The sequence below is a fragment of the Streptomyces sp. AHU1 genome, assembly GCF_045343905.1.
Classification (GTDB): domain Bacteria; phylum Actinomycetota; class Actinomycetes; order Streptomycetales; family Streptomycetaceae; genus Streptomyces; species Streptomyces triticiradicis.
Window position 1 is genome coordinate 5,760,683 of sequence record NZ_CP174283.1, and the last position, 19,557, is coordinate 5,780,239.

At 68.3% G+C, this 19,557-nt stretch carries 18 protein-coding genes; 10 read left to right on the plus strand and 8 right to left on the minus strand.

The genetic code is table 11. The features are described 5' to 3' along the window. Positions 1–145 precede the first annotated feature (145 nt). The 5 genes from ACICHK_RS25795 to ACICHK_RS25815 all read right to left on the minus strand — a co-directional run bounded on the left by ACICHK_RS25795 (position 146) and on the right by ACICHK_RS25815 (position 6,290). The gene (locus tag ACICHK_RS25795; RefSeq protein WP_406838745.1) at positions 146–1,192 is read right to left on the minus strand and encodes an ABC transporter ATP-binding protein; all 1,047 of its coding nucleotides are present in this window, start codon (positions 1,190–1,192) and stop codon (positions 146–148) included. Positions 1,193–1,218: 26 nt separating this feature from the next. Beyond that, positions 1,219–2,256, minus strand: coding sequence for an ABC transporter ATP-binding protein (locus ACICHK_RS25800; RefSeq protein WP_406838746.1), 1,038 nt, complete (start codon positions 2,254–2,256; stop codon positions 1,219–1,221). 72 nt (positions 2,257–2,328) lie between these two features. Beyond that, the gene (locus ACICHK_RS25805; protein WP_406838747.1) at positions 2,329–3,309 is read right to left on the minus strand and encodes an ABC transporter permease; all 981 of its coding nucleotides are present in this window, start codon (positions 3,307–3,309) and stop codon (positions 2,329–2,331) included. A gap of 109 nt (positions 3,310–3,418) precedes the next feature. Next, on the minus strand, positions 3,419–5,182 hold the full coding sequence (locus ACICHK_RS25810; RefSeq protein WP_406838748.1) for an ABC transporter substrate-binding protein: 1,764 nt from the start codon (positions 5,180–5,182) through the stop codon (positions 3,419–3,421). Positions 5,183–5,261: 79 nt separating this feature from the next. Further along, positions 5,262–6,290 (minus strand): ABC transporter permease, encoded by a 1,029-nt coding sequence (locus tag ACICHK_RS25815; RefSeq protein ID WP_406838749.1) that lies wholly within the window; start codon positions 6,288–6,290, stop codon positions 5,262–5,264. A gap of 527 nt (positions 6,291–6,817) precedes the next feature. On the opposite strand from ACICHK_RS25815, the gene ACICHK_RS25820 reads away from it, so the two are divergent. Genes ACICHK_RS25820 through ACICHK_RS25840 form a run of 5 tightly spaced genes read left to right on the plus strand, consistent with a single transcriptional unit; the run spans position 6,818 to position 12,491 of the window. Next, complete coding sequence (locus ACICHK_RS25820; protein WP_151469869.1) at positions 6,818–8,443, plus strand: ABC transporter substrate-binding protein; 1,626 nt, start codon at positions 6,818–6,820, stop codon at positions 8,441–8,443. A gap of 54 nt (positions 8,444–8,497) precedes the next feature. Further along, positions 8,498–9,421 (plus strand): ABC transporter permease, encoded by a 924-nt coding sequence (locus tag ACICHK_RS25825; protein WP_406838750.1) that lies wholly within the window; start codon positions 8,498–8,500, stop codon positions 9,419–9,421. Next, on the plus strand, positions 9,414–10,436 hold the full coding sequence (locus ACICHK_RS25830) for an ABC transporter permease (RefSeq protein ID WP_406838751.1): 1,023 nt from the start codon (positions 9,414–9,416) through the stop codon (positions 10,434–10,436). Before ACICHK_RS25825 ends, ACICHK_RS25830 begins: the two co-directional genes overlap by 8 nt. 5 nt (positions 10,437–10,441) lie before the next feature. Next, positions 10,442–11,428 carry an ABC transporter ATP-binding protein gene (locus tag ACICHK_RS25835; protein WP_406838752.1) on the plus strand — a complete coding sequence of 329 codons (987 nt, stop codon included), beginning with the start codon at positions 10,442–10,444 and terminating at the stop codon, positions 11,426–11,428. Beyond that, positions 11,409–12,491, plus strand: a complete 1,083-nt coding sequence (locus tag ACICHK_RS25840) for an ABC transporter ATP-binding protein (protein ID WP_406838753.1) — start codon at positions 11,409–11,411, stop codon at positions 12,489–12,491. Before ACICHK_RS25835 ends, ACICHK_RS25840 begins: the two co-directional genes overlap by 20 nt. Before the next feature lie 167 nt (positions 12,492–12,658). Here ACICHK_RS25840 and ACICHK_RS25845 read toward each other — a convergent pair whose 3' ends face one another. Further along, positions 12,659–14,788 (minus strand): prolyl oligopeptidase family serine peptidase, encoded by a 2,130-nt coding sequence (locus ACICHK_RS25845; protein ID WP_406838754.1) that lies wholly within the window; start codon positions 14,786–14,788, stop codon positions 12,659–12,661. 188 nt (positions 14,789–14,976) lie between these two features. On the opposite strand from ACICHK_RS25845, the gene ACICHK_RS25850 reads away from it, so the two are divergent. Next, positions 14,977–15,171 carry a hypothetical protein gene (locus ACICHK_RS25850; RefSeq protein ID WP_046733847.1) on the plus strand — a complete coding sequence of 65 codons (195 nt, stop codon included), beginning with the start codon at positions 14,977–14,979 and terminating at the stop codon, positions 15,169–15,171. A 151-nt stretch (positions 15,172–15,322) separates the two neighbouring features. Here the strand turns inward: ACICHK_RS25850 and ACICHK_RS25855 are convergent, their stop codons facing one another. Both ACICHK_RS25855 and ACICHK_RS25860 read right to left on the minus strand, forming a co-directional pair. Next, on the minus strand, positions 15,323–15,532 hold the full coding sequence (locus ACICHK_RS25855) for a DUF397 domain-containing protein (RefSeq protein WP_406838755.1): 210 nt from the start codon (positions 15,530–15,532) through the stop codon (positions 15,323–15,325). Then, positions 15,529–16,404, minus strand: a complete 876-nt coding sequence (locus ACICHK_RS25860; RefSeq protein WP_406838756.1) for a helix-turn-helix domain-containing protein — start codon at positions 16,402–16,404, stop codon at positions 15,529–15,531. Before ACICHK_RS25860 ends, ACICHK_RS25855 begins: the two co-directional genes overlap by 4 nt. 304 nt (positions 16,405–16,708) lie before the next feature. Between ACICHK_RS25860 and ACICHK_RS25865 the strand changes: the two genes are divergently transcribed. The 4 genes from ACICHK_RS25865 (at position 16,709) to mshB (ending at position 19,494) form a co-directional block, all read left to right on the plus strand. Further along, positions 16,709–17,650, plus strand: a complete 942-nt coding sequence (locus ACICHK_RS25865) for a helix-turn-helix domain-containing protein (RefSeq protein WP_406838757.1) — start codon at positions 16,709–16,711, stop codon at positions 17,648–17,650. Between the two features lie 110 nt (positions 17,651–17,760). After that, positions 17,761–18,048: a type II toxin-antitoxin system Phd/YefM family antitoxin gene (locus ACICHK_RS25870; protein ID WP_151469858.1), complete on the plus strand. Its 288-nt coding sequence runs from the start codon at positions 17,761–17,763 to the stop codon at positions 18,046–18,048. Beyond that, positions 18,041–18,493 (plus strand): PIN domain-containing protein, encoded by a 453-nt coding sequence (locus ACICHK_RS25875; RefSeq protein ID WP_406838758.1) that lies wholly within the window; start codon positions 18,041–18,043, stop codon positions 18,491–18,493. Before ACICHK_RS25870 ends, ACICHK_RS25875 begins: the two co-directional genes overlap by 8 nt. A gap of 98 nt (positions 18,494–18,591) precedes the next feature. Then, positions 18,592–19,494, plus strand: coding sequence for an N-acetyl-1-D-myo-inositol-2-amino-2-deoxy-alpha-D-glucopyranoside deacetylase (mshB, locus tag ACICHK_RS25880; protein ID WP_406838759.1), 903 nt, complete (start codon positions 18,592–18,594; stop codon positions 19,492–19,494). Positions 19,495–19,557 lie beyond the last annotated feature (63 nt).

Below are 19,557 nucleotides of genomic sequence, written 5' to 3' on the forward strand. Positions count from 1 at the left end.
TCGATGCCCCCTGCCCCGTCCACGGCGAAGGCCCGCACCGGGACGGTGCGGGCCTTCGGTCCCCTGAAACCGGCGTTCATGGGCTCGGGTCAAAGGGCCGGGAAAGTCGGTTCCTGAAGGGGGCGGCTGACGGGAAAGGGGTGTGTCAGACCGCCGCCTCGGGGCTTTCGGCGAGACGCTGGGCCGGAACGGTCTCCGTCGTCTCCGGGTAGTGGCAGGCCGTCAGGTGGCCGTCGTTGCTGCCCGAGGCCTGGACCAGCGGCGGAGCCTCGGTCGCGCACTTCTCCGTCGCCTTCCAGCAGCGGGTGCGGAAACGGCAGCCCGACGGCGGGTTGAGCGGCGAGGGGACGTCACCCTTGAGCAGGATGCGCTCACGGGCCGGGACGTCGTCCGCGGTGGCCTCGGGAACGGCGGACATCAGGGCGCGCGTGTACGGGTGGCGCGGGTTCCCGTACAGGTCCTCACGGTTGGCGATCTCGACGATCTTGCCGAGGTACATCACCGCGACGCGCTGCGAGAAGTGCCGCACGATCGCGAGGTCGTGGGCGATGAACACGAACGCGATGCCCAGGTCCCGCTGGAGTTCCTGGAGCAGGTTGACGACCTGCGCCTGGATGGAGACGTCGAGCGCGGAGACCGGCTCGTCCGCGACGATCAGCTTCGGCTCCAGGGCCAGCGCGCGGGCCACGCCGATGCGCTGGCGCTGGCCGCCGGAGAACTCGTGCGGGAAGCGGTTGTAGTGCTCGGGGTTCAGACCGACGGTCTCCAGGAGCTCACGGACCCGCTTCTCGCGGCCGCCGGCCGGGTTGATGTCGTTGATCTCCATCGGGCCCGAGATGATCTTGCCGACCGTCTGCCGCGGGTTCAGCGAGGCGTACGGGTCCTGGAAGATCATCTGGATCTCGGAGCGGACCGGCGCCAGCTTCTTGCGGTCGGCGTGCGTGATGTCCTGGCCGCGGTACTTGATGCTGCCGCCGGTGGGCTCCAGCAGACGCGTGATCAGGCGTCCGGTCGTCGACTTGCCGCAGCCGGACTCACCGACGAGGCCGAGGCTCTCGCCCTCGGCGACCTGGAAGTCGAGACCGTCCACGGCCTGGACCGCGCCGATCTTCCGCTTGAAGGGGAAGCCGCCCATCACCGGGAAGTGCTTGGTCAGTCCGGTGACGTCCAGGAGGGGGTTCGTGTTGCTCATGATCGTGAAGTCCCGTCTCAGTTACGTCAGTGCGACCGCGTCGCGGTGTGGTCGGCGAAGAAGTCGCGGCGCTGGTCCGCCGTGAGGTGGCAGGCGGCACCGCGCCCGTCCGTGACCTGGAGCAGCGGCCGCTCGGAGGAGCAGCGGCCGTCCGTGACCTTCTCCGCGAAGGCGCACCGCGGGTGGAAGCGGCAGCCCGACGGCGGGTTGAGGAGCGAGGGCGGCGAGCCGGGGATCGGCGACAGCGGCACGTCGACCGGTCCGTCCAGGCTCGGCATCGAGCTCAGCAGACCCCAGGTGTAGGGGTGCTGCGGCGCGCGCAGCACCTCCTTCTTGGTGCCCCGCTCCACGCACCGGCCGCCGTACATCACCAGCACGTCGTCGGCGATGTCGGCGATGACGCCGAGGTCGTGGGTGATGAAGATGATCGCCGTGCCGAACTCCTGCTGGAGGTCCTTGAGCAGGTCCATGATCTGGGCCTGCACGGTGACGTCGAGCGCGGTGGTCGGCTCGTCCGCGATCAGCAGCTCGGGGTCGCAGACCAGTGCCATCGCGATCATCGCGCGCTGGCGCATACCGCCGGAGAACTGGTGCGGGTAGTCGTCCACCCGGACGTCCGGCTGCGGGATGCCGACGCGCCGCAGCATCTCGATCGCCCGCTCCCGGGCCTCCTTCTTGGAGGCGCCGGTGTGCTTGCGGTACGTCTCGCCGATCTGCCGGCCGATGGTGTGGTACGGCGACAGCGAGGCCAGCGCGTCCTGGAAGATCATCGACATCTTGTTGCCGCGCAGCCGCTCCAGCTCCCGCTCGGAGGCGGTCAGCAGCTCCTTGCCGTCCAGCAGGATCTCGCCGTCGATGGCGGTGCGCTCACGGTCGTGCAGACCGAGGATCGTCAGGTTCGTGACGGACTTGCCCGAACCCGACTCGCCCACGATGCCGAGCGTCTTGCCCTTGGCCAGGTCGAAGGTGAGACCGTCGACGGCCTTGACGACGCCGTCCTCGGTGGAGAAGTGGACCTTCAGATCCCTGACGGACAGGAAGGGCTGCTGATCGGTGCTCGTCACGGGGACGCTCCTGGGGGGTGATGCGAGGGGGTAGCTTGCGGTCGGCGGGTGGGCGGCGCGGGGGCGCCGGGGTCAGGCGAGCCGGATCCGCGGGTCGATGAAGGCGTAGACCGCGTCCACGATGATGTTGAAGAAGACGATCGCGCCTGCCGCGACCAGCGTCACGCCGAGCAGCATCGGCAGGTCGTTCGCGTCCACGGCGGTCACGGCGAGCTTGCCGATGCCCTGGAGGCTGAAGACCGACTCGGTGATGATGGCGCCACCGATCAGGGTGCCCAGGTCGATGCCGAAGATCGTGACGATCGGACCCATCGCGCCGCGCCAGGCGAAGCGGAAGAACACCGAGCGCCGGGACAGGCCCTTGGCGCGTGCCGTGCGCACGTAGTCCTCGCTGAGCTGTTCCACCAGCTGGGAGCGGGTCATACGGGTGTAGTTGGCGGTGAAGATGATCGACAGCGTCAGCCAGGGCAGCAGCAGGCCGCCGGCCCAGGCACCGGGGTCGTCGGTGAACGGCGTGTACGAGGGCTGCTCGAGGATGCCGAGCTGCTGGACCAGGAAGTACATCGCGATGTAGCCGACGAAGTAGATCTGGAGCGAGGAGCCGATCAGCGAGAACGAACTGGCGATCTTGTCGGCGGCCTTGCCCTGCTTGACCGCGGCGATCATGCCCGTGCCGACGCCGATGATGAGGAAGAAGACCGCGGCACCGAGCGCGAGGGAGAGCGTCGTCGGCATACGGTCCATGATCGTGCCGAGAACGGGCTCACGGTTGGTGAACGAGAAGCCGAGGCAGGGGGCGTTGCAGTTGCCCAGGCCGCCGTAGTCGCGGCCGGCGAAGATGCCCACCAGCCAGTGCCAGTACTGCACCGGCAGCGAATCCTTGATCCCGAGGTTGGTCCTGACCTGCTCCAGGAGTTCCGGGGTACAGACCTTTCCGCACGCCATGCGGGCTGGGTCACGCGGCATCGCGTAGAAGAGCATGAAGGTGACGGCGCTGATGATCAGCAGAATCACAAGTGCGCCGAGAACACGGCGGACTAGAAAACGGAACATGTGGCGTGACTTTCCGGACGGGGCGCCGTCGCCGGGAGTGTGGGGAGAAGTACGAGGGGGTGGAGAGGGACCGGGGCGGCGGCACGGGTGCCGCCGCCCCGGAGCTGGATCAGGCCTTCGCGGCGTAGACCTTGCCCAGCGCGATGCAGGTGTTGCCGGAGTCGTAGATCACGCCGCCGACCTTGGAGCCGTGGAAGTAGTTGCGGATCGGGTTGTAGTCCGGAACCACGGCGGCGAGCTGCATGATCTGCTCGTCGATGTCGCCCCACATCTTGGCGGCCTTCTTCGCGTCGGGCTCGACCGTGGCGGCGGCGATCGCCTTGTCCACGCCCGTGTCCTTCAGCTGCGGCCAGTTGACGCCACCGTCGGCGATCTGGCTGCTGTCGAAGCAGGGCTGGATGACGGCGTAACCGGCCGGCCAGTCCGGGCCCCAGCCCGCGGCGAACATGTCGTACTCGTTGTCGAGCTGGCCGATCTGGCTGTAGAAGGAGGTCTTGTCGACCTGCTTCACGACCGGGGAGAAGCCAGCCTTGGTCAGCGCGGTCTTGATCGCGACGGCCTGCTTCACGGCGTTGTCCGACTGCTGCATCGCGACGACGACCTTCTGGCCCGTCTTGCCGGCCTCCTTGAGGAGGGCCTTGGCCTTCTCCGGGTCACCCATGGGCTTCGTCTTCTTCTCGTAGAGGTCGAAGTCCTTGTGGCCCGGGGTGAGGGGGCTGATGATCGTGGTCGCGGTCGCGGTGGAGAGCGAGCCACCACGGATCTGCTGGAGCTGCTTCGACGGCCACGCGAAGTTGAGCGCCTGGCGCACCTTGACGTCGGTGATGCGCTTGGTGTTGATCGCGAAGTAGTAGCAGGTGGTGTCGACCTGGGTCAGGACGCGCTTCTTGAGGGTCGGGTTCGTCATGACCTTCTGGATGCGCTCGGCCGCGACCTCGTTGAGCAGCGACAGCGTGAACTGGTCGTTGCCCTTGTCGGCGATGTAGCGGTCCGTCGAGGCCAGCGACTGGAAGCCGAACTGGAACACGAACTTGTCCGGGTACGCGTTGCGCAGCGGGTCCGTCTCGGCGACCCAGTGGGTGTTGCGGACCAGCGTCGCGCCCTTGCCGATGCTGCGGCTCTCGATCTTGTACGGGGCGCAGGAGAACGGGCGCTTGTCGTACTTCTCCTTGGTGTCGTGCTTCTTGGGCACGATGGAGAAGCCGCGCATGGCCACCATGAAGTTGAAGTCGGCGTGGGCCTCCTTCAGCTTGAACGTGATGGTCTTGCCGCTGACCTCGATGGAGTCGAGGTGCTTGCCGCCGTAGGGGCCCTTGTACTTGTCGCCGCCGATGAGCCAGCCCTGCGGGTAACGGGGGCCCTGGGTGACGAAGGAGGCGAAGAGGCGCTCGAAGGTGTGGCGCACGTCCTCGATCGTGACGTCGGCGCCGTCCTCCCACTTCACGTTGTCCTTCAGCGTGAAGGACCAGGTCTTGCCGCCGTCGGTCGCGGTGCCGGCGTCGGTGGCGAGGTCGCCGACGAGCGTGGTGCCGCCCTTGTTGTCGACCTTGTAGCCGGTCAGGCCGCGCAGGAACAGGACCGAGCAGGCACCCTCGTAGGAGGAGTAGAGCTGCGCCGGGTCCAGGTGGTCCCAGTCGATCTGGTCGAGCGTGTAGATCGTGCCGCCCTTGACCGCGCCGGGGACCTCGGGGGCCGGACCGGTCGAGTCGGCCTTGGTGCCGACCAGGATCTCGGCGGCCTTGGCCTTGTCCACGGACGGAGCCTTGTTGCTGCCGCTCCCGCCGCCGTTGCCGCTGCTGCAGGCGCTCAGGACCGTGGTGGCTCCGGCGGCCACACCAGTGGCGATGAGGAAGTTTCTGCGGGAAAAGGACATGGCTTACCTGCCTATTGATGGTTGAGTGACAGACGGGCAACCAGCCGGACGACTGCGACCGGGGCTGGGGGGGTGGACGTCAGCGCTTGGACTTCGGGTCGAGTGCGTCGCGGACCGAGTCTCCGAGCAGGTTGAAGGCGAGGACGAAGATGATCATCGAGACGCCCGGGAAGATCATGAAGGTGATGTCTTCCGTGTAGAAGCCGGCACCACGCTGGATCATGACGCCCCAGTCCGGGGTCGGGTCCTGGATACCGACGCCCAGGAAGGCGAGACCCGCCTCGGCCGTGACGTAGGCCGGCAGCATGAGGGTCGACTGGATCAGGATCGGTGTCCAGAGGTTGGGCAGCAGCTCTTTGAAAACGATGCGGCGCGAGGACGCGCCGGTCACCTTGGCCGCCTCGACGAACTCGCGCTCCCGCAGGCCGAGGACCTGGCCACGCAGCAGACGTGCGATGGAGGCCCAGCCGAAGGCGGACAGGACGAGGATCAGGCAGGTGGCCCGCAGCCAGGTCGGGACCTCTTCGTTGAAGGGCACGAAGAGCGCGTAGACGACCGGCATGAAGGCGATGAAGAACAGCGTGGACGGGAACGACAGCAGGATGTCGATGACCCGGCCGACGAGGTAGTCCGTCTTGCCGCCGAGGTATCCCGCGGTGATGCCGATGACGACACCGACCACCGTGGTCAGCAGCGTGGCGGCGGTCGCGATCATCAGCGAGGTGCGGATGCCGTACAGCAGGAAGGTGAAGACGTCACGTCCGAGCTGCGGCTCGATGCCGAACCAGAAGCTGCCGTCGATGCCGCCGTTGGGCTTCACCGGGAAGGCGAAGTCGTTGAGCAGGCCGTCCGTCTCCTGGCCGTACTGCTCGTACGGGTTCTTCCCGTACAGCTTGGCTATCAGCGGTGCGCAGACGGCGATCGCGAAGAAGAAGACCACGATGTACGCGGAGACGACACCGGTGCGGTCGCGCTTGAAGCGCGTCCAGGCGAGTCGTCCGGGGGAGCGACTTTCCGAGCCCTTGGCGGTGGAAGACGGAGCCGGGGTCTTGCCGGTCTCGTCGGTCACCTCAAGTGGGGCGGCCGCGGATGGAGTAGGGGGGGTCATGATGCTCCAGGCCCGAGGGGGTCAAGGGCTCCGCAGGGCGCTCCCTACGGGCTACGCCGGACTTTTTCAACGCAATTCATGCAAGGTCAATAAAATCTCGGTCGCCTTGGTCTTCTCTTTACCTTCTTTGCCTTTGCTTGACCTCAGCGTAACTACGCGTGTAGTGCACTGTGGCCGTTCCGTGTCCGGATTCGGGCCAATCCGGCCAATCGGTCAATGAGTTCGTTATCCGGACGCCTGAGTATCGGAATGCGTACATCTAGGGCACTGGAATCAACGGTTCCGTATCGAAGCGCGGAGATCCGTTGCGTCGAAGGTCAAGATCGTCTTTTTCGGCGGTCAAGATCGTCTGACGGATCGTCCGGAGTGCCCCCTTCCGGGCGGATCGCCACCCGGAAGGGGGGAATCAATGTGCGATGTGCACCATATGGGCAGATATTGGGCCCTAAAGGAAAACCGCACCGGAGCCGGACGTTCGACCCCGACCCCGGCGCCGGTGGCACAGCGCACTCTCGAGGAGGCACTCCATGCGTGGAGCCACGCACGCCAAATGGGCCGCATGTGCGGTGGCGGTAGCCCTGGCGGCGTCCGCCTGCGGAGGAGGAGGGGGGAGCAGCAGCAGCGGCTCCGGCACGGTCAGCGCCTCCTGGGGTGACCCGCAGAACCCGCTGGAACCGGCCAACACCAATGAGGTGCAGGGCGGCAAGGTCCTCGACATGACCTTCCGCGGGCTGAAGCGGTACAACGCCAAGACCGGCGCCGCCGAGGACATGCTCGCCGAGAAGATCGAGACCTCGGACTCGCAGAACTTCACCATCACGGTCAAGGACGGCTGGAAGTTCAGCAACGGCGAGGCCGTCACCGCGCAGTCCTTCGTCGACGCCTGGAACTACGGCGCCAGCCTGAAGAACAACCAGAAGAACGCGTACTTCTTCGGGTACATCCAGGGCTACGACAAGACGCACCCCGACACGGGCAAGCAGACCGCCGACACCCTGTCCGGGCTCAAGGTGACCGGAACGAACACCTTCACGGTCGCGCTCACCCAGAAGTTCTCGACGTTCCCGGACACCCTCGGCTACGCGGCCTTCTCGCCGCTGCCCAAGTCGTTCTTCAGCGACCACGCCGCCTGGGTCGCGAAGCCCGTCGGCAACGGCCCGTACACCATCAACAGCTACACCAAGGGCTCCGAGATGTCCCTCACGAAGTGGGACGACTACCCCGGCGACGACAAGGCGAAGAACGACGGCGTGACCCTCAAGGTCTACACGGACAACAACACCGCCTACAACGACCTGCTGGCCGGCAACCTCGACCTCGTCGACGACGTGCCCGCGGCCCAGCTCAAGAACGCCAAGTCCGACCTGAACGGCCGGTACATCAACACCCCGGCCGGCATCATCCAGACGCTCGCCTTCCCGTTCTACGACCCGAAGTGGGACACCAGCGGCGCCACCAAGGTCCGGCAGGGACTGTCCATGGCGATCAACCGCCAGCAGATCACCGACACCATCTTCCAGAAGACCCGCACGCCCGCGAGCGACTGGACCTCACCGGTGCTCGGCGAGAAGGGCGGCTTCCAGGAAGGCCTGTGCGGCAAGTACTGCGACTACAACCCGTCCGAGGCCAAGAAGATGGTCCAGGAGGGCGGCGGCCTGCCCGGAGGCCAGGTCAAGATCTCGTACAACGCGGACACCGGCTCCCACAAGGAATGGGTCGACGCCGTCTGCAACTCGATCAACAACGCCCTCGGCAACGACAAGGCCTGCGTCGGCAACCCGGTCGGCACCTTCGCCGACTTCCGCAACCAGATCGGGCAGCACAAGATGCCCGGTCCGTTCCGGGCCGGCTGGCAGATGGACTACCCGCTGATCCAGAACTTCCTCCAGCCCCTCTACTACACGAACGCCTCCTCCAACGACGGCCAGTGGTCCAACAAGCAGTTCGACAACCTGGTGAACCAGGCGAACGCGGAGACCGACACGTCCAAGGCCATCAAGCTCTTCCAGCAGGCCGAGGGCGTCGTACGGGACAACATGGCCGCCATCCCGCTCTGGTACCAGAACGGCAGCGCCGGCTACTCCGACAAGGTCTCGAACGTGGCGCTGAACCAGTTCAGCGTGCCCGTCTACAACGAGATCACCGTCAACTGAGCCGCCGGGGCGGGCCCGTCCCGGCGGGCCCGCTCCTCTATCCCCGGAGCACTCATGGGACGGTACGTCATCCGGCGACTGCTGCAGATGATCCCGGTCTTCATCGGCGCCACACTGCTCATCTTCGTGATGGTGAACGTGATGGGCGACCCCATCGCGGGTCTGTGCGGCGAGCGCAAGTGCGACCCCGCGACGGCCGCCCAGCTCCGTGCGGAGTTCGGCCTCGACAAGCCCCTGTGGCAGCAGTACCTGACCTACCTCGGCAACATCTTCACCGGTGACTTCGGCACCGCGTTCAACGGACAGCCGGTCACCGAGCTGATGTCCACCGCCTTCCCGGTCACCATCCGGCTGACGATCGTCGCGATCTTCTTCGAGATCATCATCGGCATCACCCTCGGCGTCATCACCGGTCTGCGCCGCGGCAAGCCCGTCGACACCGGCGTCCTGCTGCTCACCCTCGTGGTCATCTCCGTGCCGACCTTCGTCACCGGTCTGCTGGCCCAGCTGGTGCTCGGCGTCCAGTGGGGCTGGATCCAGCCGTCGGTCTCCTCGGACGCCACCTTCGGCGAGCTGATCGTGCCCGGCCTGGTGCTGGCCTCGGTCTCCCTCGCGTACGTGACCCGGCTGACCCGGACCTCCATCGCGGAGAACAAGCGGTCCGACTACGTCCGTACGGCCGTCGCCAAGGGACTGCCGCGGCGCCGCGTGACCATCCGGCATCTGCTGCGCAACTCGCTGATCCCCGTGGTCACCTTCATCGGCACCGACATCGGCGCGCTCATGGGCGGCGCGATCGTCACCGAGCGGATCTTCAACATCCACGGCGTCGGCTACCAGCTCTACCAGGGGATCGTGCGCCAGAACACCCAGACGGTCGTCGGCTTCGTGACCATCCTCGTCCTCATCTTCATGGTCGCCAATCTGCTCGTCGACCTTCTGTACGCCGTACTCGACCCGAGGATCCGCTATGCCTGAGCAGCCGCCGTACGAGGAAGAGGAGTTTCACCACGGCCCCGAAGGTCCGCCGCCGGAAGACCTCGCCATCGCACCGACCGGCTTCGGAGGAACGATGGACCTCGGAACGAGCGAAGCGGAGACCCTGGAGAAGACCCCGGGAGGACCGGAGGGCACGGGGCCGAAGGAGAAGCCGCGCTCCCTGTGGTCCGACGCCTGGCGGGACCTGCGCCGCAACCCCGTCTTCATCATCTCCGGACTCGTCATCGTCTTCCTGGTCGTCATCTCGATCTGGCCCTCGCTGATCACCGACCAGTCCCCCCTCAAGTGCGACCTCTCCAAGGCGCAGCAGGGCTCGCAGCCCGGACACCCCTTCGGTTACGACGGTCAGGGCTGCGACGTCTACACCCGGACCGTCTACGGGACCCGCGTCTCGATCAGCGTCGGTGTCCTCGCCACGATCGGGGTTGCGCTCCTCGGCTCGTTCCTCGGCGGGCTGGCAGGCTTCTACGGCGGGGTGGGCGACTCGATCCTGTCCCGGATCACCGACATCTTCTTCGCGATCCCCGTCGTGCTCGGCGGTCTGGTCCTCCTCTCCGTGGTGACCAGCAACACGATCTGGCCGGTCGTCGGGTTCATGGTGCTGCTCGGCTGGCCGCAGGTCTCCCGCATCGCGCGCGGCTCCGTCATCACCACCAAGGAGAACGACTACGTCCACGCGGCACGGGCGCTCGGCGCCTCCAACTCGCGGATGATGCTGCGGCACATCACCCCGAACGCGGTCGCGCCGGTGATCGTCGTCGCGACCATCGCGCTCGGCACGTACATCTCGCTGGAGGCGACGCTGTCGTACCTCGGTGTCGGTCTCAAGCCCCCGACGGTCAGCTGGGGCATCGACATCTCCTCGGCCTCCGCGTACATCCGCCAGGCCCCGCACATGCTGCTGTGGCCGGCCGGCGCGCTCGCGATCACCGTGCTCGCGTTCATCATGCTCGGCGACGCGGTGCGCGACGCCCTCGACCCGAAGCTGAGGTGAGAGCCGTGCTCCTCGAAGTGCGCGATCTGCAGGTGGAGTTCAGAACCCGGGACGGTGTCGCCAAGGCCGTCAACGGCGTGACGTACAGCGTCGACGAGGGCGAGACGCTCGCCGTGCTCGGCGAGTCCGGCTCCGGCAAGTCGGTGACCGCCCAGGCCGTCATGGGCATCCTCGACATGCCGCCCGGGAAGATCACCGGCGGCGAGATCCTCTTCAAGGGCAAGGACCTGCTGAAGTACAAGGAGGAGGAGCGGCGCAAGGTGCGGGGCGCCGAGATGGCGATGATCTTCCAGGACGCGCTGTCCTCCCTGAACCCCGTCATCAGCGTCGGCGACCAGCTCGGCGAGATGTTCGTCGTGCACCGCGGCATGAAACGCAAGGAGGCCCGCGCCAAGGCGATCGAGCTGATGGAGCACGTGCGCATCCCGGCCGCCGCCGAGCGCGTGCGGGACTATCCGCACCAGTTCTCCGGCGGAATGCGCCAGCGCATCATGATCGCCATGGCGCTGGCCCTGGAGCCCGCCCTGATCATCGCCGACGAACCGACCACCGCGCTCGACGTCACCGTGCAGGCCCAGGTCATGGACCTGCTCGCCGAACTCCAGCGCGAGCTCCACATGGGGCTCATCCTCATCACCCACGACCTCGGCGTGGTCGCGGACGTCGCCGACAAGATCGCGGTGATGTACGCGGGCCGGATCGTCGAGACGGCCCCGGTCCACGACATCTACAAGGCACCGGCCCATCCCTACACCAGGGGTCTCCTCGACTCGATCCCCCGGCTCGACCAGAAGGGCGGCGAGCTGTACGCCATCAAGGGACTGCCGCCCAACCTGATGCACATCCCGCCGGGCTGCGCCTTCAACCCGCGCTGCCCGATGGCCCAGGACGTCTGCCGCACCGAGGTGCCGCCGCTCTTCGAGGTCGACGCGGACCGCGGGAGCGCCTGCTTCTTCTGGAGGGAGTGCCTCGATGACGCAAGCCGCGACTGAACCGCTGCTGGAGGTCAGCGGACTGGTCAAGCACTTCCCGCTCACCCAGGGGATCCTGTTCAAGAAGCAGGTCGGGGCCGTCAAGGCGGTCGACGGCGTCGACTTCCACCTCGACCGGGGCGAGACCCTCGGCATCGTCGGCGAGTCCGGCTGCGGCAAGTCGACGGTCGCCAAGATGCTGGTCAACCTGGAGAAGCCGACCGAGGGCGCGATCAAGTACAAGGGCGAGGACATCACCCGGCTGTCCGGCAAGGCGCTCAAAGCGGTACGGCGCAACATCCAGATGGTGTTCCAGGACCCGTACACCTCGCTCAACCCGCGCATGACCGTCGGCGACATCATCGGGGAGCCCTACGACATCCACCCCGAGGTCGCGCCGAAGGGCGACCGGCGGCGCCGGGTCCAGGAGCTGCTGGACGTGGTCGGGCTCAACCCGGAGTACATCAACCGCTATCCGCACCAGTTCTCCGGCGGTCAGCGCCAGCGCATCGGCATCGCGCGGGGCCTGGCGCTGCGGCCCGAGATCATCGTCGCCGACGAGCCGGTCTCCGCGCTCGACGTCTCCGTGCAGGCGCAGGTGATCAACCTGCTGGACCGCCTCCAGGCCGAGTTCGAGCTCAGTTACGTCTTCATCGCGCACGACCTGTCGATCGTGCGGCACATCTCCGACCGGGTCGGGGTGATGTACCTCGGGCGCATCGTGGAGACCGGCAAGGACGTCGAGATCTACGACCATCCGACGCACCCCTACACCCAGGCGCTGCTGTCCGCGGTGCCCCTGCCGGATCCGGAGGCCCGGGAGCACCGGGAGCGGATCATCCTGCACGGGGACGTGCCCTCGCCCGCGAACGTCCCGTCCGGCTGCCGGTTCCGCACCCGCTGCTGGAAGGCGCAGGAGCGCTGCACGCTGGAGGTGCCGCTGCTCGCGGTGCCCGCCGAGTTCCGGCTCGTCGAGGGGCCGGCCGCCCACGACTCGGCCTGTCACTTCGCGGAGGAGAAACAGGTCGTGCCTCCGGAGGAGCCGACCGACCCTCCGGAGGGGCCGACCGGCAAGACGCCATAACATCACAAATGTGAGCGAACTTCGTTAACACGCAGGCAACTTGACGGAAGCGGTACCGATATACGGACGCGGCATGGTGAACACCGTACGGCCGTGCGGGTGCCGTGGACGAGCCGGGGTGCAGCCATGTCACCCCGGCTCGTCGCTTTCCCGGCGGGCGGCGCGGGTCAGCCCATCCCGAGGGAGCGCTTCAGGAAGTCCACCTGGAGCAGGAGCAGGTTCTCGGCGACCGTCTCCTGCGGGGTCATGTGGGTCACCCCCGACAGCGGCAGCACCTCGTGCGGGCGGCCGGCGGCCAGCAGGGCCGAGGAGAGCCGCAGGGCGTGCGCCACCACCACGTTGTCGTCCGCGAGGCCGTGCACGATCATCAGCGGCCGGTGCGGGTCCGCGGGCGCGGACAGCCCCTCGTCGGTGACCAGTGAACTGTCCGCGTACGCGGCCGGGTTCGCCGCCGGGTCGCCGAGGTACCGCTCCGTGTAGTGCGTGTCGTACAGCCGCCAGTCCGCGACCGGGGCGCCCGCGATGCCCGCGTGGAAGACGTCGGGGCGGCGCAGCACGGCCATTCCCGCGAGCCAGCCGCCGTACGACCAGCCGCGGATCGCCACCCGGGAGAGATCGAGCGGGAACCTCTCGGCGAGACCGTGCAGCGCCTCCACCTGGTCGTCCAGGGAGACGGTCAGGTCCTCGTGGACGGCCTTCTCCCAGCCGGGGGAGCGCCCCGGGGTGCCGCGTCCGTCGGCGACGACCACCGCGAAGCCCTGGTCGGCGAACCACTGCGAGGTGAGGTGCGCGTTGTGCGCGGCCAGCACCCGGGGACCGTGCGGACCGCCGTAGGGGTCCATGAGGACGGGAAGGGGGCCGTCGCCGTCATAACCAGTGGGCATGAGCACGGCGCATGGGATTTTCCGTGCGCCCCCCTGCGTGAGCGTCACGCGCGGGGACAAACCGGGATCTTCGGCGTACGAGGGGATGGTGGCCAGGTGCTTCCCCTCGCGCAGCACCTGCACCTGGGCTCCCGGCCGGTCGGGCACCGACGACACGAGCACGGTCACGCCCCCGGCGCGCACGGCCGAGTGCACGCCGGGCTCCTGCGAGACGCGCTCCAGGCCGAGTTCGTTCACCCGGTACACGTGTACTTCACCCGTTTCGGGGGAGCTCGCGGCCTCTCCGGCCGAAGCCGCGACCAGCACGTCGTCGGCCGAGACGTCGAGCACCGCCCGGACGTGCAACTGGGCTCCGGTCAGCGGGCGTTCGCCGAACGCCAGGACCCGCGCGCCGCCCTCGTCGGCGATCCGCACGAGCTGTCCGCCCGGACTCCAGCACGGCACGCCAGGGAAAAGATCAAGCCAACTTGGATCTTGATCAGCATGCACCATCCGGGTCACCCCGGTGTCCGGGTCCACGGCCAGGAAGAGCTGGCTGCGCTGGTCCCTCGCCTGCACCAGAAGCAGCGGCGCACCCGCCGCTGACCAGTGCACATGTGCCAGATACGGGTAGCGCGCCCGGTCCCAGGACACCTCCGTGCGCACCCCGTCGAGCCCGAACACGAAGAGCCGGACCTCCGCGTTGGCGCTGCCCGCCCTCGGATAGGCGACCCGCTGCGGATCGGCTTCCGGGCGCGCCGGATCGGAGATCCACCAGCGCTGCACCGGCGTGTCGTCGACCCGCGCGACGAGCAGCCGGTCCCCTTCGGGCGACCACCAGAAGCCGCGCGAACGCCCCATCTCCTCGGCCGCGATGAACTCGGCCAGCCCGTAGGAGACCGTGCCGGGACCCGGGTTCCGCTCCGGTTCCGCGAGGGCCCGGTCGTTCTCGCCCTCGGCCCCGACGACCCGCAGAGCACCCCCGGACACGTACGCCACGAGGGTGCCGTCCGGGGAGGGGCGCGGGTCGATCACCGGCCCGGGGACCGGGAGTTCACGCGCGGTGCCGGCCCGGAGCTCCGCCGTGAAAAGCCGCCCTGACAAGGTGAAAGAGGCCAACTCGACGGCTGTGTCGGTGGCATATCCGACGATCCCCGCGCCGCCCTCGCGGCTGCGCTCGCGACGCGCCCGCTCCTCCGGGGAGAGGTGTTCGGCGGCGCCGCCGAGCAGGGCCACGGGGTCGGCCGCGACCCGTTCGTGGCCCTCGGGCACATCGAGGACCCACAGTTGATTGGCCCGCTCCGTACCGGAAGGAGACCGCAGGAACGCCACGCGGGAACCGTCGGGGGACACGGTGAACGCGCGCGGCGCGCCGGAGGTGAACCGCTGGGTGCGGGCGTACCGGCGCGGGAAGGAGAGAGGCTCGTTCGTCATGCCTCGACCATATTGGCCATGCGCCCCCTTGTGCGGCCGTGCGCCGATCGATGCGCGCGTACGGATAGTTATGATCACTAGCGCTGTGTGGGTAGGAACCTGCTGGCTGCTGTTCCGATGTACCGACCTGTTCCTGTCCGACCCCGTACCGGACCCCAAGTCCCTGGGAACTTTGGAGGTGAGCCGCCGTGGCACTCTCGATTTCGGCGGTGGTGCTGCTGGCGATCATCGTCTTTCTTCTGATCAAGAAGTCAGGACTGAAAGGCGGGCACGCGGTCGTCTGCATGCTGCTCGGCTTCTATCTCGCCTCCTCCACCGTCGCGCCCACGATCAGCGATCTGACGACGAACGTGGCGAGCATGATCGGCAGCATCAAGTTCTGATCCGCTTCTGATCCGTGCCGGGACCGGCGGCGGGGAGAGCGTTCGGCTCCGACTCCCCGCCTGCCCCGTCCGGCCTCCCTGAAACGGCCCTGCTCGCCCGGACCGCCTGATCCTTCGCGACGCCCGGCTCCGTAAGCCCTGTCGGGGGCGGTCAGCCTTCGGACGCGTACGACACGAAGTCGGCCCAGGACGCCGGCGTCAGCGCCAGCCGGGGGCCGAGGGGGTTCTTGGAGTCGCGGACGTGGACGGTGCCGGGGGTGACGGCGATCTCGACGCAGGACTCGCCGCTAGTGCCGCCGCTGTAGCTGCTCTTGAGCCACGCCGGTTCGCAACCGTCCTGGACCGAGGTGGTGCGGATCATGTGTCTCCCAGCAGTTTTTCGATCAAAGCCAGTGATTCCCGTGGTGGGAGAGCCTGAGCCCGGATGGTGCTGAACCACAGATCGATGACCCGGAGCTGCTTCGGCTCCGAGACCGGCCGGCCACCGAACACGCCGTCGGCCCGCCCTACGGCCGTCCCGTCCGCGAACTTCAGCAGTTCGATCCTGCCGTCCAGCCCGGGATGAGCGTCGCTCTTCGTGGGCATCACCTGAAGTGTGACGTGACGCAGCCGTCCCATTTCCCGGAGGCGTTCGAGCTGCCGCCTCCACGCCATTGTGCCCCCGATCTCCCGGTGGAGCACTGCTTCTTCCAACGCGAAGTTGATCGATGGTGACGGATCTCGTTCGAAGACCGACTGCCGAGCCAGACGAGCGGCCACCATGCGATCCACGTCGTCCGGTGAGTACGGGGGCTGCGCCGCTTCGATCAACGCTCGTGCATGTTCCGGTGTCTGCAACAGCCCCGGGACGGTGTTGCACTCGTACACCCCGATCTCGACCGCCTTCGCCTCCATCGCCGCCAGGTCCCGGACCTTCTTCGGGTAACTGACCCGCTTCACGTCCTCCTTCATCGCGGACAGCAGCCCGCCCGCGCCCAACACCTCGTCCGCCATGTCCAGATACTCGGGTCGGGGGATCCTCTTCCCGCCCTCGATCTTGTAGACCATGTCCTCGCCGTACCCCACCGCCTTGCCGAACTCCGCGGCCCGCATCCCCACCGCTTCCCGCCGCAGCTTCAGCTGTCGTCCGACCGTCGCGACGACCGCCACGCCCCAGTCGTCGTCGGGGTCGACTTCCCAACCCGGCTCGTCCGCCTCGGTCTTGAGTCGTCCGATTTCGCTGTTCAGATGCATCGTGCGCCCCTCATCAGCAAGGCGGTCCGGGCCCCACGCACCGGAACCCGGCCACCCGTGCTTCGGCGCGACGGGCGGTCTTTTCCAAGAACCACGACAGGGGGAAAGCATCCCCACCAAACCCAACCCCTCCCGCCCGCGGCGCAAACTCACTCGCGCGAGTGAACATCACCAACTGGGCTGGATTCGAGGCCGGTTGCCTGCCCTACGCTCAGCGCAACAGAACAGCAGAAATGCGACGGCCCCCGCCGGGAGTGCAATCCCAAGGCGAGGGCCTGACCACCGAGGAAGTAGGAGCTTCCCGATGGATACGCAGAACCCTAGCGTGCCCCCGTGCGCCCAATCCCGTGTTGCAGCCGACAAATCCCGTACTCGCCGCCCCCGTTCCGGCGGCGGCCTCACCCACGAGAACACCCGGCACACCGAGCGCTTCACGGTGATCGGCAACCATCTCACCCAGCACCCGGAGCTGTCCGGGCTCGCGATCGGACTGGGTGTGCACATCCAGTCCCTGCCCACCGGCGCCCGCGTCGACATCAAGACCCTCACCGCCCGGTTCCCCGAGGGGTCGACCCGTATCGCCGCAGCGCTGCGCGAGCTCGAAGTCCACGGCTACCTCCGCCGCACCCGCGAACGCGTCCCCGGCGGCCGGATCGTCACCCGTACGGTCTTCTGCAATCGGCCCGGCCACCGCGCCGACGCCGGGGCGGCTCCCGAGCCTGCCCGGCCGACCCGTTCCACCCCGGCGCACGTCGGGTCGGCACACACCGGACCGGAGAACCGCGCTCCAGAACATCCCGCCCCGGGGCGTCCGAGGCCCCGGGCGCCCCGCAAGCCCCTCCCCGCGGTGCCGCAGCCCGCCTGCGCCGCCCCCGGGCTCCTCCAGGCCGCCACCGACCTCCTCGCGGACCTCCGCCGCCACGACCCCTGCCTGCTGCTCTCCGCCTGCGACACGGCCCATCTCGCCCCCGGTGTCGCCGCCTGGCTGGAGCGGGACGTCAGCGCCAGTGCCGTACGGCGTGCGCTGACCAGTGATCTGCCGCCCGAAGGGCTCCGGCGCCCGGCCGCACTGCTGGCCCACCGTCTCGCCGCCCAGCTGCCGCCTCCGCCGCCGTTCCGCGAGCCCGTGCGGCCGCCGGACGTCCGGCACCCGCTCCAGACCTGCGACGGCTGCGACCGTGCCTTTCGGGCGCCCGGACCAGGCCGCTGCCGCGACTGCCGGTCCGGCCTCCGGGCGGCCGTCTGATGCGATGCGGCCCCCTGTGTCCCGTCCGGACCTGTGTCCCGTTCGGACGAGCATGACCGCCCGTCGGCCGCCGTCCGGCATCGATGTAGAACGAGTAGTACCGTGAAGGAATGAGTGAGAGCGCGGAGGTCCCGCTCAGGGAGCTCAATCAGCAGACATCGCGTGTCCTGGCCCGAGTGGCGGCAGGGGAGACGGTGACCATCACCAAGGACGGCGTCCCCATAGGAGACATCGTGCCGCGCGGTGCGCCGACGGGCCGACCCGCGTATCCGTTCCGCACCGATCCCATGGGCGACCTGGACTTCCCGGACCTGGGTGGTCCCGTGCTCGACGACGACGAGATCGAGGCGACGCTACGGGGTCTGGGCGAAGACGTCGGTGGGGGAACCGGTGCCTGACATCCAGGTCGCCATCGCCGACACGAACGCCCTGTACCGACTGTTCACGCCGAAGGATCCCCGCCACTCCGCTCACCGGGAAGCTCTGGCGCAGACGGGGCACCTCGTCGTGTCACCCATGGTGCTCACCGAACTGGACTACCTGCTGACCTCACGAGTCGGCACCAAGGCCGCCATGAACGCACTGGACTTCATCACAGGCCAGGCGGAGGCCCGCCGGTTCGAGATTCCCGACACCGCACCGCACCTGAGAACCGCCATGGCGGTGATGCGCGGGTACGTCGACGCGGACGGTGGGGCGGGAGTGGGTCTGGTGGACGTGATGAACGTCGCCCTGGCGGCGGCTTTCCGGACGGCCGACATCTTCACGACGGACAGCCACTTCCGCACGATGCGTCCGCTCACCGGCCAGCCCGCCTTCCGGCTGCTCCCCGACGACTTCTGACGCTGTCGGAGCGCTTCGAGGCCGTTGTCGGCGGGAGCCGGAAGCCGACGGGAGTACGGGGACGTCCGACAGCGAAGCCGCCTCGTAGGGTGGGCCCCATGACGGAACTGCCCGACCGGCGTCTGCTCCTGGTGCACGCGCATCCGGACGACGAGTCGATCAACAACGGCGCGACCATGGCCCGGTACGCGGCCGAGGGCGCCCAGGTGACGCTGGTGACCTGCACCCTCGGCGAGGAGGGCGAGGTCATCCCGCCCGAGCTCGCCCATCTCGCCCCCGACCGCGAGGGCGGACTCGGCCCCTACCGGACCGGTGAGCTGAGCGCCGCCATGAAGGAGCTGGGCGTCACCGACCACCGCTTCCTGGGTGGCCCGGGGCGGTTCCGCGACTCCGGGATGATGGGCGTCGAGCAGAACCACCGCCCCGGCGCCTTCTGGGCCGCGGACGTGGACGAGGCCGCCGACCACCTCGTGGAGGTGATCCGCGAGGTGCGTCCCCAGGTGCTCGTCACCTACGACCCCGACGGGGGCTACGGGCACCCCGACCACATCCAGGCCCACCGCGTGGCCATGCGCGCCGCGGAGCTGGCCGCGGACCCCGCCCACCGCCCCGACCTCGGCGGCGCGTGGCGGATCGCCAAGACCTACTGGAACCGGGTGCCGCGCCCGGTCGTCGAGGAGGCCTTCGCCCGTCTGCGCGAGGCCCTCCCCGGGCTGCCGTTCGACAGGGCTGCCGCCGTCGACGACGTACCGGGCGTGGTCGGCCAGGAGACCGTCACCACCGAGATCGACGGAACCGCGTACGCCGCCGCCAAGGCCGCGGCCATGCGGGCGCACGCCACCCAGATCACCGTGGACGGCCCCTGGTTCGTGCTCTCGAACGAGCTGGCCCAGCCGCTCTTCACCACGGAGTACTACGAACTGGTCGGCGCCCCGCGGCCCGCGGCGCGCGAGCGGGACCTCTTCGAGGGGACCGGGACGGCCGAGGGGGGCGACCTGTGACGGGCGCGGGGACGACGAGGGCCGGTACGACGAGGGCCGGCGCGGCCCGGCGAGGGGCGGATC